The sequence below is a fragment of the Kribbella sp. NPDC023972 genome (genome assembly GCF_040639075.1).
Taxonomy (GTDB): domain Bacteria; phylum Actinomycetota; class Actinomycetes; order Propionibacteriales; family Kribbellaceae; genus Kribbella.
Window position 1 is genome coordinate 155,384 of sequence record NZ_JBEZZH010000013.1, and the last position, 17,637, is coordinate 173,020.

Genomic DNA, 17,637 nt, shown 5'->3' on the forward strand with positions numbered 1-17,637 from the left:
AGCACCGCGGCTGTGCCGCGGAGCGCGGTAGCAGTCGACCTGTGGCTCCGGTCGCGACCCTTCATCGGTGGCATCGGGCGGATCTCTCTGTAGGCTTCAGGAATACCGCGACGGCTCGACCGTCACGGTGACGGAGATGTCGGTCTTGTCGCGCAGGAATGGGAGCTGGTCGAAGATGAGCGTCGGCGCTGTGCGCTCCATGGTGAGCGTCACCTGCCCGTCGCGGTGGACGGTGAAGTCCTTCTTGGCGACAGTTGCGCCGAGTCTGCGCGCGGTCACGTCAGCCTCTTCGTAGGCGGTCAGTGCGGTCTGCTGGGTGAGGGGTTGCCCGCGGACGGCGTCGGCGGCCGCACGGGCCACGACCTTCGCGTCGTCCTCGGTCGCCAGACGCGCGTACCCGACGACCCCGGTGTCGATGACACCGAGCAGGGGAACGGCCGTGATCACCACGAGGACGAATGCCCTGGTGGCGCCCCGCAGGGAGATGATCCGCATGTCGGCCGCCTTGGAAACCACATCACCTGGTGACGTGGGTCGAGTGATGTCCGCCTAGGTATCGGAACCGCGCGCCCTGTAGTTGAGGGCTCTGTCGCAAGGACGTCAGGGGCGGTACGCGAGTCGCGTACCGCCCCGGACCGTCGGACGGGCTGTGCAGAGCCGTACCCGTCACCCTGCTCCTCAGACCCCGACCGCATCGCGACTGGGGCCCCAGCACAATCGGTGCTCAGCAGGCGCCTGGGCCACCCGGGGTGAGCCCGCCGGTGGTCGAGTTGTATACGAAGAACTTGCCTACTGAGCCGTCAGCCGTGCCTTTGGGGTTGGAACCGCAGATCTTGTACCCGGTGGTGCCGATCACTGCATAGGTCAGAATGTTCCCCTCGGACACCATGACCTTCTCGGTTCCGACGTCGATGGAAGGGCTGGTGGTTCCCCCGATGTCAGCGGCCACCGGATACTTCTGGCTGTCCGTGTAGAAGGTCTCCACCTGGGTGGCGTAGTTCTTGACGTCGGACTTGATCGACGCGTCCACGCCTTTCTTCCGCTGGTTCAGGAAGATCGGGATGGCGATCGCGGCGAGGATGCCGATGATGATGATGACGACCAGGAGCTCGATGAGCGTGAAGCCATGGTCCTTCTTGTTCATCGCCTTCGTGAGACGAGCCAGCATGGGTGTTCTCCTACGGTTGAGAAACAGTGATGGTGCGCTGTTTTCCCTTCGACGTAGGAGAGGCTTTCAGCGCGTTGACGTCTTCATCTTCGGTATCGCCCCACCCCCGCTTTAGGCCCGATGGCTCGGGTACTTCCGGGAGCTGGCTCACACCTCGCCACCCGCGACTCAAGTCGGACCCCCGGCGTACCGACTCTTCAGCCGACGGACACGACAGCGCATACGCCGGGACACCCGAGAAGCAGGACTGCCATGCCACCACGCTCCCGCGACGCGGGCTTCACCATGATCGAGGTCATGGTGACGATCGTGCTGCTCAGCATCATGATGACGATCGCGGTGGGCAGCTATTGGCGTTGGGCGCGCGCGAACGAGCAGTCCGGTACCGCCCGCACCCTGCAGACAGTGCTGCGCCATAGCCAACAGCGCGCCGTCACCGAGGGCCGCTCCGTCTGCGTCGAGTTCAACACCGCGGCGAACACCTACACCGTCTATCGCGCGAGCACGCCAACCCTGCCCGCTTGCAGCGACCCGGCCAAAGTCAGCGTCCGCGGCCCGGTCAAGACTGCCGGCAAGTCGGTTCGCCTCGCGACAGCCACCTTCGTCTCCCCGGCCGGTGCGGTGGCCAAGGTGAGCTTCACCCCGCACGGCTCGGCGTGGGCCGGCGAAGTGACGGTGAGCCGCGACGGCAGCAGCAAGGTCTACACACTGACCGTGGAAGGACTGACCGGCCGTGTCTCAATTGCGTGAACCGTCCTCCAAGAGCGCCCCGGCAAGCGGGGACAACGGTTTCACATTGGTCGAGATCATCGTCGCGCTGGGTGTGATGCTGACCGTGATGGTCGCGGTTCTGCCGCAACTCGTCGTCGGGCTGAAGTCTGCCGGCACCGCCAAACTGGTCACCCAGGCCAAAGGGGTCGCCCAGGGCGAACTGGAGCGGATGCGCGGCATGCCGTACAACGTCGGTCCGTCTGCCGGCCCGTACGTCGACGTGCTCGACATCTACTACCCCGATCTCACTCCTCCCGCGGCGACACCCGCCTGTGGCACGAGCGACGCGGTCAACCGGCCGCAGGCCAGCTGGACCGGCTACGTCCCGCCGGGCGGCACCCGGTGCTCGTACGAGCCCCAGAACGGCGCCCTCTACCGCAGCGTGCGTCCCGCGGTGAGCGCGCCAGGGCTCGGCCCGTTCGTCGTCGTCACCGCCACTCAGTTCCTTTCCGCTGCCGTGCCGCCGGTTGCGGCGACACCACCGGCCGGGTACAACACCCTGCACGACGCCACGGACGTTCCGCCGGAAGCCCAGATCGGGGTAACTATCACAGTCCTGCGGTCCGAGCATGGAACGCTGCGCCCGATCACGACCTACACCCAGATCCACCGCCGCGATTCCAACGTGGAGCGCCTGCACGTGGAGGCCAACCTGAAGGCGGTCGAGGTGAGGTCGGTCACCGCGGATGGCGGGCCGCTGGCCTTCGCTGCAGGGCAGTTGAACCTGGTCGGCAGCCTGTCGAACGCCGTGACCGTGAGCGCGAACCTGACCGCGACCTCGGCGAGCCGGTCCTCCGGTGTCCAACAGTCGGGCGCCACCGCCGCTGTGGTGGCACCACCATCGGCAACTCTCGCGACGGCCAACGGTGCTGCGGGGTCACTGGGTGGAGGGTGTACTTACGCGTGCTGGGGTAACACGATGCTCGGCCCGATCGCGGTGACGGCAAAGGACGGATACCCGACTGCCGGCAGCCGAATCGCGCCGCTGCAAACGATGGTCACGGGCCCGACCAACTCCGGTTTCTCAGTCGGCAACAGTGAGCAGAGCGAGTACTTGTCCAAACTCGAACTGCTCCCCAATGCGCAGCCGGTCAGCGTCGACACCACCACCCAAAGACCGAGCGGCCTGAGCCCGACCACCTGCGCCGCCGGTTCCGGCGGCACGCAAGACTCGTACGTCACCGCCAGCGGCTATCTGCAGACCCAGGCCGCTTCCGTCGAGTCCTGCGCGGTCGCACGAACTTCCACGATCGCCTTGTTCCCGACGAACTCCGCGCCCAAAGGTGTGGTCCGCATCGAGCTCCAGAACGCATCAGCCAACTGCCGCCTCGACAGCAAGGTGGCGAGCTCGAGCTTCGGCTACGCGGCCACAGTGCAGTACTGGAACGACACCATCGGGCGGTACGAATCGGTCCCCATCATCAAGGGCGCGCTGGATCCGCTGGCGCTCGTACCCCTGAGCACGCAGGTCGGCGGAGGTCGTAGCTTAGGTGACTACATCGAGAGCTGGTCCTCGCTCACTGCCGCGCAGGTCACGAGTGTCAAGACCGCCGGTGAAGTGAGCGTCACGCTGCCCTCCGTCGTGTCCATCACAACCAAGCCGGTTCGCACAGACACCACCGCCCCGGACGGGGTCGACCCCTCGTCCGCCCTCTCGCTAAGCATCGGGGCAACAAGCTGCAGTGCGAAGGACTCCCGGTGAACTCCACCGATCCTGTGCGCGGCGACTCGGGCGTGTCCCTGGTCGAGGTTCTCGTGGCGATCGGGCTCTTCGGGCTCTTGAGCAGCCTCCTGCTCGGCTTCGCGCTCGGGACGAGCCGGGTCACCCAGGACACCAAGCAGTTCGCGAATGTGAGCGAAGACGCCCGCCTGGTGATGGAGCGGCTCTCCCGGGAGCTGCGACAGGCCAACGAGGTCACCGCCGTAGAGCTGACGACGCCGAGCTCGACCGACGCCAAAGAGATAACCATCTGGATCGACTTCGATGGCAAAGGCGACAAGGACGAAGATGCCGCCGACCCAGAGGTCCTGACCTACCGGTGGGAGCCGTCGGAAAAGAAACTGACGCTGACCGCCAACCAAGGCGGTGGCGACGTCACCCGACCGCTGCTGTCCTCTATCGTCTCCGAGTTCCACATCGACCTGTACAGCAGCTCGTGGTCGTACGACACCAACGGAGATGGCCGGACAAGCTGGAGGGAGCTCGATTCAGCACCGGTCGGCAACGGAAACGGACTGCCCGACAAGGAGCTCGCTCGTATCGATGTCGTGGCGATCTCCTTGACCGTTCTCGACGGCCCGCACAAGCAGGTCTACACAACGCAGGTGGACCTGCGGAATCGGAACTTGAACTGATGGAGAACACTGTGCGCAGGCAGGCTCGCCGGACCGACGAAGGCTCGGCCCTGATCATCACCCTGATGGTGCTGGCGGTCGTCATGGCGCTGTCGGCAACGGTCGCGGCTGTCACCATCGACAACCTGGGCTCATCGGTGAAGGCTCAGCAAGCAGGTTCCGCCCTGAATGCCGCCGATGCCGGCGTCGCCCACGCGATGACTAATCTGCGTACGTCTGGGCTTGGCGGGCTCAACAAGTGCCCCGCCGGGGCCACCGCCGGCATCTGCACTGACGACCCGTGGGGCAACAAGAACGCACCTCGCACCGCAACCATTCCCGGCATCGCCGGTCAGACATACCAGGTGTGGATCGAGCCGATCGCCAAGTATCCGGGGAGCAATCCAGGCGTCTACCGGATCCACTCGACCGGGATGGCGAATGGTTCCGCCGCCCGCGCGGTCGATGTCGACATCCAGGTCACCAAGGCGAGCGTCCCGCTGGGTGTCGTCGCCAGTAAGGTCTCCGGTGGCGGAGACTTCTCGCTGACCAGGGAGAGCTTGTTCTCCACCGGCTGCGTCTACAACCGGAGCAAGATCAAGACGGTCCCAGGCGACATCGATGCGGTGTATGGGATCCCCACCGGAGTGCACTCCTCACAGATCATCAGCGATGCACAAGGGAGTAGCGAGTTCTGCCCGGGCGTGTCCAAGCCGATTCACACCGCGGCCGAACCGTGCGGCCCGATCGTGAAAGGGATCGTTCTCTACCCTGGCGACCAGGACAAGCTCGGCGGCAGCCTGATCGGCACCCCCTGCGAATCCACACAGACGAACCACAAGGCGTACTACGAACCCTTGGACATCGACGGGGACAACCTCAAGGACGTCGACGGCTCGTTCGTGAAGAGCCAGGCAGTCCTTCAGGCGCTGTACGGCTTCAAGAAGCCACCGCTGAGCCAGGTCGAGCTCGAGAGCCTACGGGCGACCGCCGTGGCGCAGGGGAACCTGTTCACCAAAGCAAGCGAGCTGACACCCGGGAGAAGCCCGAAGCAGCGCCAAGCGGTGATGTACTTCGACCTCACCACGACCGACCCCGGCGGCACAGTCGTCCTCAATGACATCGTCGGTTTCGGGCGACCCCTGAGCCCAAGCCTGTCGGCGGACGACCCAAATTGCACCGACAAGTCACTCATCATCGTCATCGACGGTGGCAATGCCCGCATGAACGCGGGCCTGTCGCTCGTCGCGTCGGTCTTCCTCACGGCCGCCGATCCCCACGGCCAGCTGACCGCCAATGGAGGGGCAAGCCTCATCGGCACGGTCTACGCCGAGACCCTCAACCTGTCGGGTACCTCCAACTTTGCCATGGACGAGTGCTTCGTGAGCAACCTTTCCACGGGGCTGATGAGCCTGACGCAGACGTCGTACCGCGAACTGGACCGCTGATCGCCTGCAACCACCCGACCCGGGCGAGGGCCCTGCGAGCACAACGCTCGCAGGGCCCTCTATCCATTCCAGCGAGCTGCAGATCACCCAGACCGCCTACCGCGAGCTCGACCGCTGACCCTGCAGGGCGCTGTCTTGTCGGCGCCTATGGGCCGGCGTACCGTCCGAATCGGGGGAAATCATTTCGAGCGGTGAACAGGGGTGGTGACGGTGGCGGGGAATCTTCAAGGTGTCGGGCACATCGCATTGACGGTTACGGACGTCAAGCGGAGTACGGACTTCTATCAACGGCTCTTCGACACGGAGATTCTCTTCGCCGGTGAGGACACTGTCGGCCCGATCACGATCTGCGCATCACCGGCCATCATGTTCGGATTCCGCACCCACGGGTCCACCGGCACCGAAGACCGGTTCGACCCGGCCCGAGTGGGTCTCGACCACGTCGGGTTCCACGTCGAGGACCGCGACCAGCTGGAGTCGTGGCGGGCACGCCTGGACGATCAGGGCGTGACGAACTCCGGGATCGTCGAGGACCCGTACGGGCTGCATCTCAGCTTCAAGGATCCCGACAATATCGCGCTGGAGTTCTTCTGCACGCCGTCTCACGCCTGAGCTGGCCGGCCGGGCACCGGAGCCGGGCAAGCCGACGGGCTGGAGTCGCCGGGGTCCGGGTGGCGGATAGGGCTGATGTTCGCTTGGTGAAATGGGCGGGCCGCTGGCGGTCCGTGCGCGGCGATTCGGGCTGGACGCTGGCGGGTCATGTCACCGCTGATCGGTTACAACGCGCCAGCGATGAGATAACCCGTCAGCGGCCCTGGCGGGTGCGAGTCTCCCCCGTCCGAATCGGGGAATGACCCGCACCAGCCAGCGGCCGAAGGGTCCGCGCAGGACGCGCCGCCGATCGGACGTCAGCGCTTGATCATCGCCGAGTTCTAGAAGCTGTACCAGTTCGACTTCAGGCCGAGCTTCCTGCGCACCTGGTCGCCGGTGTAGGTTTTCGAGCCGGTTGAGCCGATCACGGTCAGGCTCAGCACCCGGCCGCCCCATTGGCCCAGTCCGGTCCGTTTGGTGACCACGATGGACTTCAGGGTGCCGACGCCCAGTGCCCGCTCGGCGGCCGCCCGGCTGATCGTCTTCGTCCAGGTGTGGTTCCCGTTCCGGTTGCCGGAGTAGCCGTCGTACGGGTCGGCTTTGGCGATCTGGTACGCAACCGGCCCGGCCGCCGTGTAACCACCGTTCGACGAAGAGTACTCGGCAAGGATCGGCTTGCCCCGGTACGTGCGGATCTTGCCGGCGGTGACTGCCACTGCGGTGTTGGTGGACGGCACCTCAGCGGAATAGCCGCCGTACACCTGACAGCTGGTCGTGTCGCACAGGTCGTAGTCACGCCTGGTTGCGGCGCTCCGCTTGGCGACGCTGTAGGTGCGCGCGGCAACGGCCTGCGCCTGCAGCGCCGCCGGTCGCCAGGACGCGATCGCTTCACGCGGCACCACGCCACGGACGTAGTCGTCCAGGCGCACCACGTTGATCGTGTCAAGGGAGGCGCCGGTACGGTCCGCCGAGCGCAACGCGCCCCGGTACAGCCTGGGGCTGCCATTCGGCATGATCAGCGCCTTCGGGGCCGAACCCTCGAACTGCGCCATGCCCTTGAAGACGCCGCGTCCGCTGAACGCGATCCAGCGCTTCGACGGTGCGTGGAAGTACATCAGCCGGGTGCGGTGCTCGCCGTACGGTTCGATCGACCACTGGGTGACCGACGCCGAGACCGGCAGTGTCCAAACGGCTTTGTCGCCGAGGTCGCGGACGCTCAGCCCGCTCGAGGGCTTCACCCTGAGGTTCGACGTGGTATCCCCGCTGATCCACACCCGCATGGACCCTGAGACAGCGGTCGTCGTCGTGCCTGGGTAGTAGAAGTTCAAGATCGACGTTGCGGTCCGGCCGGCCAGCGCGGCGCCCTGTGCGCCGTACTGCGACATGCCGCGGCCGTGGCCGAAGCCATGGCCGAAGACCTTCAGGTCACCGGTCGGCGGGACCCGGTAGGACTGGGCCGCCGATGCCGGAGGTGCCATGATCGTTGCCAGGCTGGCGGACGACAGTGACACCGCGGCTGCGGCGGCGATGAGCAGGCGGACTCTTCCCCGTTGTGTTTTCATTCCCCGTACTTCGTTCGTAGATGGCGGAGGAACCCGCCAGGACCCGGTGTTCCGGTCGGGCTCGACGGTGGCGGCTATCCGAGTTCAGGCTTCCCTTCCCGACCCGGCAGCTTGCCGTTCCATTGCTCACTTCTCGGCGGCTCGACCGGCCCACTTGAGAACCCGAAGGGCCAGAGAAACGGGGTGCTGCCCACCCCCGTAGCGGGCAGCACCCCAGCCTGGGTGTCAGCCGATCAGGTCGAAGACCTTGAAGATCGGCATGTACAGGGCGATGATCATCGACCCGACCACAGCGCCGAGGAACGCGATCATCAGCGGCTCGATCAGCGCGGTCAGAGCCTCGGTCGTCGCCTCGACCTCCTGGTCGTAGAACTCGGCGATCTTGCTCAGCATCTGGTCGACCGCGCCGGTCTCCTCACCGGAGGAGATCATCTGGACCACCATCGGCGGGAACACCGCGTGCTCGGACAACGGGCCGGCCACGCTGTCGCCACGTCGTACGGACTCCTGCACGTCCTTCAGCGCCCGGGCGATGACGACGGAGCCGGTGGTCTCGGAGACCACGTCCAGTGCCACCAGGATGGGTACGCCGGACGACAGCAGCGTGCCGAGGTTGCGGGCGAAGCGGGCCAGGGCGATCTTCGCGAACAGCTTGCCGAAGACCGGCAGTTTCAGCTTGACCGGATCGACCACCGACTGGACGCGCTCGGTCCTGCCGAACTTGCGCCAGCCGATGACGAAGGCCACGGTCAGCACCACGAGCACCGGCATGACGAACTTCATGCCCTTCGACATCGCCACCAGGATCTGCGTCGGCAGCGGCAGTTCACCGCCGAGATCAGCGAACATCGATTCGAAGACGGGGACGATGAACAGCAGCATGCCGATGCACATCAGGATCGCCATGACGAACACCACGACCGGGTAGGTCATCGCCGACTTGATCTTGCCCCGCAGCCGGACCTCGGCCTCGAAGTTGTCCGCGATCTGCCGCATGGCCGAATCCAGGAAGCCGCCGGTCTCGCCCGCCCGGACCATGTTCACCATCAGCGCCGGGAACACCCGCGGCAGCTTGGCGAACGACGACGACAGGCTCGAGCCGGCCTCGACGTCCTGCTTGACCTGGCGCAGCACCCGGCGCAGCTCAGGGTTCTCCGACTGCTCGGAAAGGATGCTGAGCGCGCGCAGCATGGTGAGACCGGCGTCGACCATGGTCGCGAACTGGCGGGAGAACACCGCCAGGTCCTTGAGCTTCACCCGCTTCGGCAGTCCGATGCTGAGCTCGCGTCCCATGCCGGAGTTCGCCGGCCGTACGTCGAGAGCCACGTAGCCCATCGACTTGAGCTTCTCGGCGACGGCGGCCTCGGAGGCGGCCTCGACCTTACCCTCGACGAACTTGCCGTTGGCGCTCTTGACCTTGTAGGCGTACTTGGTGGTCGTCATGGGATCTCTCCGGGCCTGCCTCAGTGCCAGCTCTGCGCCGACGGGCGCCGGGCGCCGGAGCCGACCAGGGTGTCGAAGTCGGCACGGTTCGAGCAGTTGTCCAGGCCGGTCTCGTAGCTGATCCGGCCGGCCTTGACGAGCTGGGCGAGATGCGCGTTGAGGGTCTGCATGCCGTCCTTGGCGCCGGCCTGCAGGGTCCCCTGGATCTGCTGCAGCTTGTCGTCGCGGATCATCGCCCGGATACCGGCGTTGCAGATCATGATCTCAACGGCGGCGACCCGGCTGGTGCCGTCGATCGTCTTGCACAGCGTCTGGCAGACCACTGCCTGCAAGGTCGCCGCGAGCTGCGTGCGGACCTGCTGCTGCTGCTCCGCGGGGAACACGTCGACGATGCGGGTGATGGTGTCCTGCGCGGACTGGGTGTGCAGGGTGGCGAACACCAGGTGGCCGGTCTCAGCTGCGGTCAGCGCGACGGAGATGGTGTCCAGGTCGCGCAGTTCACCGACCAGGATGACGTCCGGGTCCTGCCGCAGTACGTGCTTGAGCGCGGCGCGGAAGGAGTGCGTGTCGGACCCGACCTCGCGCTGATTCACCAGCGAGCTCTGGTGCCCGTGGAGGAATTCGATCGGGTCTTCGATGGTCATGATGTGACCGCTGCGCATGCGGTTCGCCTGGTCGATGATCGCGGCGAGCGTGGTCGACTTGCCGGAGCCGGTCGGACCGGTGACGAGCACCAGGCCACGCTTCAGGCCGGCGAAGGTCCCCATCACCGACGGCATGCCGAGCGACTCCAGCGGCTTGATCTCCCACGGGATCAGCCGCATCACGGCACCGAGGGACTCCCGCTGCTGGAACACGTTGACGCGGAACCGCGCTTTCCCCGGTACGGCGTACGCGAAGTCCAGCTCGAGGTTCTCCTCGAACACCTTGCGCTGCCGCTCGGTCATCACGCCGTACAGCGCCGACTGCAGCTGCTCCGGGGTGAGCTCGTCGTAGCCCTCGACCTGCACCATCGAGCCGCGCACCCGCACGGTGGGCGGCGCGCCCGATGTGAGGTGCAGGTCCGAACCGCCGGAAGACACCACATGCATCAGCAGGTCGTCCAGAACCAGCCGCGGCACCGCCGCCGGGGCAGCGACCGGCCGCTCAGCCGGCCTGTCGGCCGTCCGCATCGGCGCGTCGGCGCGTCCGGCCGCGGGTCGTGCGGCGGCGGGGGCGGGGGCGGGGGCGGCAACAGCCGGTACGGCGACGGCGGGCGCCAAGCCGACGGTCAGGTTGCTGGTTTCGGTCACGTGGTCTCCTCGGATCGACAGGCCGACAGCTCGCCCACCTGAGGTGTCGGCATCCGGCCGAGCAGACTTGAGGGCCCCGCCCCGATCCACTCAGACGACGACCCGGAGGATCTCTTCGATCGACGTGAGACCCCGGGTGGCCTTCAGCCATCCGTCGTGGCGCAGGCTGTCCATCCCTTGCGACCGTGCGAGCCGGCCGATGTCGTCCGTCGTGGCCCGGGCGACCGCGAGCCGCTCGATGTCCTCGTTGACCGACATCACCTCGTGCAACGCCATCCGGCCTCGGTACCCGGTGTTCGCGCAGGCAGAGCAGCCGGCCGCCCGGTACAGGGTCGGCAACGGCTCGTCCTGGCGCCACGGGAAGCCGGCGTCGAGCAGCTCATGCAACTGGGGCTGGTACGGCACCTTGCACCGCTCGCACAGCAGCCGGCAAAGTCGCTGTGCGACCACGGCGTCGAGCGCAGACCCGACGAGGAACGGCTCGATCCCCATCTCCACGAGGCGCGTGACCGCCGATGGTGCGTCGTTGGTGTGCAGCGTGGAGAGCACGAGGTGACCGGTGAGCGCCGCCTCGACGGCGATCTGTGCCGTCTCGTGGTCGCGGATCTCACCGATCAGGACGATGTCGGGGTCCGCCCGCAGGATCGACCGCAAGGCTGACGCGAAGGTGAGTCCGGCCCGGACGTTGGTCTGCACCTGGTTGATTCCGGGTAGCCGGTACTCGACCGGGTCCTCGACGGTGATGATGTTCACCTCCGGCCGGTTGAGCAGGTTCAGCGTCGCGTAGAGGGTGGTCGATTTCCCGGAGCCGGTCGGCCCGGTGGCGAGGATCATGCCGTAAGGCTTGCTGTACGCCGACCGGTAGCGGGCGTAGTTGGCATCGCTGAAGCCGAGGTCGTCCAGGTCGAGCTGGGTGTGGCCGGTGTCCAGGATCCGGGCGACGACCTTCTCGCCCCAGACCGTCGGCAGCGTCGCCACCCGCAGGTCCACCTTGCGGCCCTGGTGGTTCACCGACATGCGCCCGTCCTGAGGAAGGCGCCGCTCGGCGATGTTCATGTCGGCCATGATCTTCAGCCGCGAGATCACGCCGTTCTGGATGTTCTTCGGCGAGCGGTGCGCATCGTGCAGTACGCCGTCGATGCGGTAGCGGACCCGCAGTTCGCGCTCGCCCGGCTCGATGTGGATGTCCGAGGCGCGGTCGGCGATCGCCTGCGAGATCAACAGGTTGACGAACCGGATCACCGGTGCCTCGGCCGACACCTCGGTGAAGTTCGCGAGATCCTCGGCCGCCGGATCGTCCACCCCCAGCAGGTCGGAGCTGAGGTCGTCCAGCTCACCCTCCGCGCGGTACACCTGGCCGATCTTGGCCTCGATGTCCGCATGGCGAGCCACCACGAACCGGGTCCGGTGCCTGGTGATCCGGGTCAGGTCGTCCTTGAGTTCGATGTTGCCGGCCTGCCGGATGGTGACCGCGACGAGCAGGGCGCCGTCGTCCCAGCCCACCGGCAACACCGCCGCCCGCCGGGCGAAATCGGCCGGCAGCAGCGCCGCGGCGGAGGCGTCCACGCCGTACTCGGCGAGCTCGACAAACTCCAGACCCGCGGCCGTCGCCGCCGTACGGATCGCGTCGGCGGTGCTGACGGCGCCGGTGTCGATCAGCACCTGCAGTGGCGTGAGGGCCTGGTCGTTCGCGGTACGAACGGCGTCCTCGACCTGCGCCGGCGAGACCAGCCGGGCCCCGAGCAGTGCCTGAACGGTCTCGCCCACGGGCAGGTCGAGCACGGCAGTGTCGAGCATGCGAAGCCTTTCACGAATCGAACCTGACTCGTCTGTCACCAGCCTCATCGGCTGCAGGGGGCCGCCGCTTGAGCGTTTGACCGTCTCGATCGGGACGCGAAGTACCCGGCCGCGCTCAGCCGGGCAGCACGCTGAGCGCCAGCGAGGGATCCAGCCGGTAGCGGCCGATCAGGTCCCCGGTGGCCTCGTCGAGCCGCTGGTGCAACGCCTTGCGGTACCCGGTGAGCTTGACCTCTGCCGCCCGCAACCGTTCCATCGCGTCCTTGATCGCGTCGGCGTCGTGCGGGTCGATCCCGGTCACCCACATCTCCGCGAGCACGGGGAGTTCGGGCAGCGGATCCGCCGGCCGGATCCTGGCCAGCGCGGTGCGCGTCCTGCCGGCGCCGGTATCGCCGAGGACCTGGATGAGCTTGTCCACGCTGAGCGTGCCGCTGTTGCGAATCTCGGCGTCGAGCACGTCGAGCCGGGCGTGCACCAGCCGCCGCCAGTACGAGACCCTGTCCTCTTCATCCATCAACTGCTGCCGGTAGGCCCGCAGCTCGGACAGGCTCAGCCCGGCGAGCTGCGGAGACAGCTCCGGATCGGTCAGGGTACTGCGACCGCTTCCCTGCGCGCGGGTCTTCTTGTTGTCGGCCACGAGAGACACCTCAGACGGCGATAGCTGCGTCGATCAGAGTCGGGTCCAGCCCGGCACGCTTCAGCATGACCGAAAAGTCGTGTGAATTCGAGGCGGCCAGCGCCGCGTCGGAGATTTCCACGGTGCCGTCGAGCACCAGTTGGAGCAGGTTCTGGTCGAAGGTCTGCATGCCGGAGTAGGCGCCGGCGGCAACGATGTCCGGGATCTGCTCGGTCCGGTCCGGGTCGGCGATCGCCTCCTGCAACCGTGGGGTGTTGATCGCGATCTCCAACGCGCAGGCGCGGCCGGCTCCGTCCGACTTCGGCAGTAGCCGCTGGCAGACGATGCCCTTCAGCGCTGCCGCGAGCGACAGCCGGACCTGCTTCTGCTCGTGCGGTGGGAAGAAGTCGATGATCCGGTTGACGGTCTCCGCGGCATCCGTGGTGTGCAGGGTGGACATCACGAAATGGCCCGTCTCTGCCGCGGACAGCGCCGCCTTCACGGTGTCGGCGTCCCGCATCTCACCGATCAGGATCACATCGGGGTCCTGCCGCATCGCCGCCCGCAGTGCCGGCGCCCAGCCTGCGGTATCCATGCCGAGTTCGCGCTGGTTGATACTGGCCACCTTGTCCCGGTGCATCACCTCGATCGGGTCCTCGATCGTCAGCACGTGAACGGGGCGGGCCTCGTTCACCGCATCCACCATCGCCGCCAGCGTGGTGGTCTTGCCCGAGCCGGTCGGCCCGGTCACCAGGACCAGTCCCCGGGGCTCGAGCGCGAGCCGCCGCAGCACATCGGGCAGCCCGAGGTCGGTGAGTGTCAGCGGTTCGTCCCCGACCAGTCGCAGCACACAGGCGACGGAACCCCGGGCCCGGAAGGCGTTCACCCGGAACCGCCCGGTGCCAGGCACAGACAAGGCGTAGTCCGCCTCGTTGATGGCGGTGAACCGCTCCTCGACGTCGGGTGTCATGGTCTCGCGGACGATCTCCCACACCCGCTCGGCCGTCAACGGCTCGACCTCGAGCGGGAGCAGCGAGCCCGAGATCCGGATCTTCGGTGGACTACCGGCCTTGAGGTGGAGGTCGGACGCCTGGTTGGCGACCACCGCGGACAGGAACGGTGCGATCTGGAGGTCCATCAGGGGGCACGCCTTCGGGGGTGAGGGACACGGCGGACATCTGTGTCTCGGCGTACCGACGGACCGACTGAACCCCCGCGGCAGATCGGGGTCAAGTGGCTCCGTGCCCGGTCCGATACCCCTGGTGCGAGCAGCGATAGCGCCGTACGGCCCCTTCCTGGTGTCGTCGCTGCTCGCACTGACCAGCCCCCGACGTACCTAAGGACTCACCCGTGGGACGCACCGTCGTCGGCCTGGACATCGGCAGTGCCGGTGTCCGCGCCGCAGAAATGGACCTCAGCAGGCGGCGACTGCCGTCCCTGCGTGCGTTCGCCGCCGTTCCGTTGCCGGAGGGTGCGGTGCGTGCCGGTGTCGTGATCGATCCGGACGCCGTCACCGAGGCGCTGAGGGAGCTGTGGAAACAGGGCGACTTCTCCACCAGGGAGGTCACCTTCGGGCTGGCGAACGAGGGAGTGCTGGTGCGCCAACTGGATCTGGACTGGATGCCTCCCGCCGACTTCCGCAAGGCGATCCGCTACCAGGTCGCCGACACCCTGCCGGTCCCGGTGGAGGAGGCGAACCTCGACTACCACGTCCTCGAGGAACTGGAGCTGCCCGGCGAGAAGCCCGGCGAGACCCGCCGGGTGGTGCGCATCCTGCTGGTCGCGGCCACCCGTGACGTCGTCGACGGGTTCGTCGCGGCGATCCGGGCCGCGGGCCTGCGGCCGGTGCGGGCCGACTTGCGGCCGTTCGCGCTGATCCGGCTGACCAACGCTCACCTGGACCCGGACGCGCCCACCGAGGCGATCATCGACATCGGCGCCGACACCGTCGCGGTGACAGTCCACTCCGGCGGCCGGCCCCAGTTCGTGCGGATGATCCCCGGCGTCGGCAGTGGCGTCATCACCCGAGCCCTGCAGGACCGGTTCGGCTGGAGCCCGGAGGATGCCGACAGCACCAAGATCGCCCTCGGCCTGCCGGCCGTGGAGGGCCAGCTGGAGCACCCGGCGCAGGACCTGATCGTCAAGCAGGTCACGACGTTGATTTCCGAGGTCCGCGCGACCCTCGACTACTTCCGTTCCGCCGGCACGGAGTCCGGCGCCGAGCCGGCGCAGCTCGCGCGGGTGCTGCTGACCGGCGCGGGGTCGCGGCTCGGCGGGCTGGCCGAGCGCCTGGCCGACGAGCTCGGCGTCGCTGTCGAGCCCCTGTCACCGCTGGCCGGGATGCGCAAGCGCCGCCGGCTGCGGCTGGACCCGGACGAGGTCACCGCGCTCGCCGCGCCCGCCGGACTGTGCATGGGGGTACCGTCACGATGATCAATTCTCTGAAGAAGCAGCACTTCCCGATCGGGCTGCCCGCCGTCAACCTCCTGTCGCCGAGCGTCTTCGAGGCGATGGCGGCCCGCATGATGCGGCGCCGGTTCGTCGCGGCGGCCGTCGTCCTCGCGCTGCTTGTCGGCGGTGGCTGGGGTTTCCAGCACCTCCGGTCCGTGCAGGCCGAGAAATTGCTCACCGTCGAGCAGGCCGAGACGTCCAGGCTCACCGCGGACACCAAGGAACTCGCGCCCGTCAGCGCCTTTGTCGCTGAGGTGGCGAAGCAGAAGGCCATGGTGAAGAAGGCCATGGCGAACGAGGCGCTGACGTCCCGGGTGCTCGACGACCTGCGCGCCGCCACGCCCACCGGCGTACGGATCGAGACCGCCAACGCGACCATCGACGGCGCTCAGCCGGCCGGCAAGGCAGGCCAGACGAGTACGCCGGCGAACGTCTGCCCGGCACCGAACCCCTTCGTGCGGCAGGGCGCGGTCGGCTGCGTCACCCTCACCGGTACGGCGACCAGCCGTGCCGTGGTCGGCCAGTTCGTCGTCAAGCTCGGCGCCGGCGGCGTCTTCGTCGCGCCGTACGTGACGACCACGTCGACGGCCGACGGCAAGCGGGTCACCTTCAGCGGCTCCGTCTCGGTGTCGAAGCGTGTCTACAGCAACCGATACGCCGACATCGACGCGCTGCTCGCCGCGACCGGAGGCCGATGATGAACATGAGGTCCGCTACCGCCACGAAGACCCTGGGCGGTGTCGCGCTGCTGGCCATAACGGCAGCCGGGTGGCTTCTCGTGCTGAGCCCGCAGACCAGCGAGCTGGCCGATGTCCGCACCCGGATCGAAACGACCAGAGGGCAAAACGAGACGCTCCGGCAGCAACTCGCCAAGCTCGAGGTGCAGCGCAAGCAGCTGCCCGCCACTCGGGCGACAGCACGCGCTCTTGCGTCGCTGTTCCCGCCGACCGCCGACCAGCCCACCCTGTTCAGGGCCATCACCGCGGCCGCCACGCAGGCGGGCATCCCGGCCGACGATGTCACCGAACTCAGCGCCGAGGCCCCCGTAGCCGGTACGTCGGGCGGCTCGGACAAGGCACAGCTGCCGGGTGAGTCGACTGACACTGACCTGGCGGGCCAGACGGTGACAGTCACCGTGCAGGGCGACTTCGACGAGATCCAGCGTCTGGCCGAGAACCTCGAGGTTCTACCGCGTGCATACCTGGTGTCGTCGCTGACCCTCGGCACCGGCGCCGTCGCGGGCACCTACACGGCCACCATCACCGGGCAGATGTTCGTCATGCCGGCGGCGCCCGATCCGTCAACGGTCAGGCGGCGGTGACCCAGTGGCGACCGCCGTACCCCTGGCGGCGCTGCCGGTCCTGGGCTGCCTCGGCCTGCTGGTCGGTTCGTTCCTCAACGTCGTCGTCCACCGAGTCCCGGCTGGGCGGTCGCTGGTCCGGCCCCGGTCGTCCTGCCCGGCGTGCGAACACGCGATCCGTGCGTACGACAACGTGCCGGTCCTGTCCTGGCTCGTCCTGCGCGGACGGTGCCGGGACTGTTCGACCCCGATCCCCTGGCGCTACCCGGCCGTGGAGGGTTCGGCCGGGCTGGTGTTCCTGGCGATCGGTTTCCGGCTGGGGCTGTCGTGGTACCTCGCTGCGGTGCTCGTGCTGGCCGCCGCGAGTATCGCGCTGGCTGTGATCGACCTGGCCCACCAGCGGCTGCCCTTCGTGGTGACCGGTGTGACCGCCGGACTGACGGCCGCGCTGCTGACCGCGGACGCGGTGAGCCGGGGGCCCGGGCCGATTCCGGTGGCGCTCGCGTCGGCGGGAGTCTGGCTCGCGGTGTACGGCGGGGTGTGGCTGGCAACCACCGGTCGCGGCATGGGGCTGGGCGACGTTGCACTGGCCCCGTTGCTCGGCCTGGCGCTGGGCTGGACCGGATGGGGCTCCAGCGTAACGGGCCTGCTGGCCGGGTTCGTCGTCGGAGCGGTCGTCGGCATCGCCCTGCTCGCGATCGGCGTCGTTGGACGGCGGTCGCGGGTCCCGCACGGCCCGTTCATGCTGGCCGGTGCCTCCATCGGGCTGTTCGCCGGTCCGCAGCTGTGGAGTTCGTACCTGGCACTCACCGGCCTGGCCTGACACCGCGGCTCCCCCGCGGCGTTTGATGCCGTCCGCAGCCT

Annotated in this window: 17 protein-coding genes; 9 read left to right on the forward strand and 8 right to left on the reverse strand. The window is 67.7% G+C overall.

From position 1 onward, the window contains the following. Positions 1 to 96: 96 nt before the first annotated feature. A complete protein-coding gene (locus AB0F43_RS35070; protein WP_360487093.1) occupies positions 97 to 495 on the reverse strand; it encodes a hypothetical protein in 399 nt (132 codons plus the stop codon). A gap of 229 nt (positions 496 to 724) precedes the next feature. Further along, positions 725 to 1,168, reverse strand: a complete 444-nt coding sequence (locus tag AB0F43_RS35075; RefSeq protein ID WP_360487096.1) for a prepilin-type N-terminal cleavage/methylation domain-containing protein — start codon at positions 1,166 to 1,168, stop codon at positions 725 to 727. Between the two features lie 252 nt (positions 1,169 to 1,420). Here AB0F43_RS35075 and AB0F43_RS35080 point away from each other — a divergent pair, with 252 nt between their 5' ends. The 5 genes from AB0F43_RS35080 (at position 1,421) to AB0F43_RS35100 (ending at position 6,333) form a co-directional block, all read left to right on the forward strand. After that, positions 1,421 to 1,918, forward strand: a complete 498-nt coding sequence (locus AB0F43_RS35080) for a GspH/FimT family pseudopilin (RefSeq protein WP_360487099.1) — start codon at positions 1,421 to 1,423, stop codon at positions 1,916 to 1,918. Then, entirely contained in the window at positions 1,902 to 3,641 is a 1,740-nt protein-coding gene (locus AB0F43_RS35085) for a prepilin-type N-terminal cleavage/methylation domain-containing protein (protein ID WP_360487102.1), read from the forward strand. Before AB0F43_RS35080 ends, AB0F43_RS35085 begins: the two co-directional genes overlap by 17 nt. 53 nt (positions 3,642 to 3,694) lie before the next feature. Further along, positions 3,695 to 4,294 carry a hypothetical protein gene (locus AB0F43_RS35090; RefSeq protein WP_360487105.1) on the forward strand — a complete coding sequence of 200 codons (600 nt, stop codon included), beginning with the start codon at positions 3,695 to 3,697 and terminating at the stop codon, positions 4,292 to 4,294. Then, positions 4,294 to 5,721: a pilus assembly PilX N-terminal domain-containing protein gene (locus tag AB0F43_RS35095; protein WP_360487108.1), complete on the forward strand. Its 1,428-nt coding sequence runs from the start codon at positions 4,294 to 4,296 to the stop codon at positions 5,719 to 5,721. Before AB0F43_RS35090 ends, AB0F43_RS35095 begins: the two co-directional genes overlap by 1 nt. A gap of 210 nt (positions 5,722 to 5,931) precedes the next feature. Then, positions 5,932 to 6,333 carry a VOC family protein gene (locus tag AB0F43_RS35100; RefSeq protein ID WP_360487111.1) on the forward strand — a complete coding sequence of 134 codons (402 nt, stop codon included), beginning with the start codon at positions 5,932 to 5,934 and terminating at the stop codon, positions 6,331 to 6,333. A gap of 320 nt (positions 6,334 to 6,653) precedes the next feature. Here AB0F43_RS35100 and AB0F43_RS35105 read toward each other — a convergent pair whose 3' ends face one another. The 6 genes from AB0F43_RS35105 to AB0F43_RS35130 all read right to left on the reverse strand — a co-directional run bounded on the left by AB0F43_RS35105 (position 6,654) and on the right by AB0F43_RS35130 (position 14,160). After that, entirely contained in the window at positions 6,654 to 7,874 is a 1,221-nt protein-coding gene (locus AB0F43_RS35105; protein ID WP_360487113.1) for a SpoIID/LytB domain-containing protein, read from the reverse strand. A 225-nt stretch (positions 7,875 to 8,099) separates the two neighbouring features. Further along, entirely contained in the window at positions 8,100 to 9,317 is a 1,218-nt protein-coding gene (locus AB0F43_RS35110) for a type II secretion system F family protein (protein WP_360487115.1), read from the reverse strand. Positions 9,318 to 9,337: 20 nt separating this feature from the next. After that, the gene (locus AB0F43_RS35115; RefSeq protein WP_360487118.1) at positions 9,338 to 10,609 is read right to left on the reverse strand and encodes a type IV pilus twitching motility protein PilT; all 1,272 of its coding nucleotides are present in this window, start codon (positions 10,607 to 10,609) and stop codon (positions 9,338 to 9,340) included. Positions 10,610 to 10,699: 90 nt separating this feature from the next. After that, positions 10,700 to 12,406 (reverse strand): ATPase, T2SS/T4P/T4SS family, encoded by a 1,707-nt coding sequence (locus AB0F43_RS35120; RefSeq protein WP_360487121.1) that lies wholly within the window; start codon positions 12,404 to 12,406, stop codon positions 10,700 to 10,702. A gap of 115 nt (positions 12,407 to 12,521) precedes the next feature. Continuing rightward, positions 12,522 to 13,043 carry a hypothetical protein gene (locus tag AB0F43_RS35125; RefSeq protein ID WP_360487124.1) on the reverse strand — a complete coding sequence of 174 codons (522 nt, stop codon included), beginning with the start codon at positions 13,041 to 13,043 and terminating at the stop codon, positions 12,522 to 12,524. Positions 13,044 to 13,053: 10 nt separating this feature from the next. Further along, positions 13,054 to 14,160 carry a type IV pilus twitching motility protein PilT gene (locus tag AB0F43_RS35130; protein WP_360487127.1) on the reverse strand — a complete coding sequence of 369 codons (1,107 nt, stop codon included), beginning with the start codon at positions 14,158 to 14,160 and terminating at the stop codon, positions 13,054 to 13,056. Positions 14,161 to 14,372: 212 nt separating this feature from the next. Between AB0F43_RS35130 and pilM the strand changes: the two genes are divergently transcribed. Genes pilM through AB0F43_RS35150 form a run of 4 tightly spaced genes read left to right on the forward strand, consistent with a single transcriptional unit; the run spans position 14,373 to position 17,596 of the window. Continuing rightward, on the forward strand, positions 14,373 to 15,455 hold the full coding sequence (gene pilM, locus AB0F43_RS35135; RefSeq protein ID WP_360487130.1) for a type IV pilus assembly protein PilM: 1,083 nt from the start codon (positions 14,373 to 14,375) through the stop codon (positions 15,453 to 15,455). Beyond that, a complete protein-coding gene (locus AB0F43_RS35140) occupies positions 15,452 to 16,171 on the forward strand; it encodes a hypothetical protein (RefSeq protein ID WP_360487133.1) in 720 nt (239 codons plus the stop codon). The genes pilM and AB0F43_RS35140 overlap by 4 nt, the downstream gene beginning before the upstream one ends. A 5-nt stretch (positions 16,172 to 16,176) precedes the next feature. Further along, positions 16,177 to 16,794, forward strand: a complete 618-nt coding sequence (locus AB0F43_RS35145; RefSeq protein WP_360487136.1) for a hypothetical protein — start codon at positions 16,177 to 16,179, stop codon at positions 16,792 to 16,794. Positions 16,795 to 16,798: 4 nt separating this feature from the next. After that, positions 16,799 to 17,596, forward strand: a complete 798-nt coding sequence (locus AB0F43_RS35150) for a prepilin peptidase (protein ID WP_360487139.1) — start codon at positions 16,799 to 16,801, stop codon at positions 17,594 to 17,596. Positions 17,597 to 17,637: the final 41 nt, after the last annotated feature.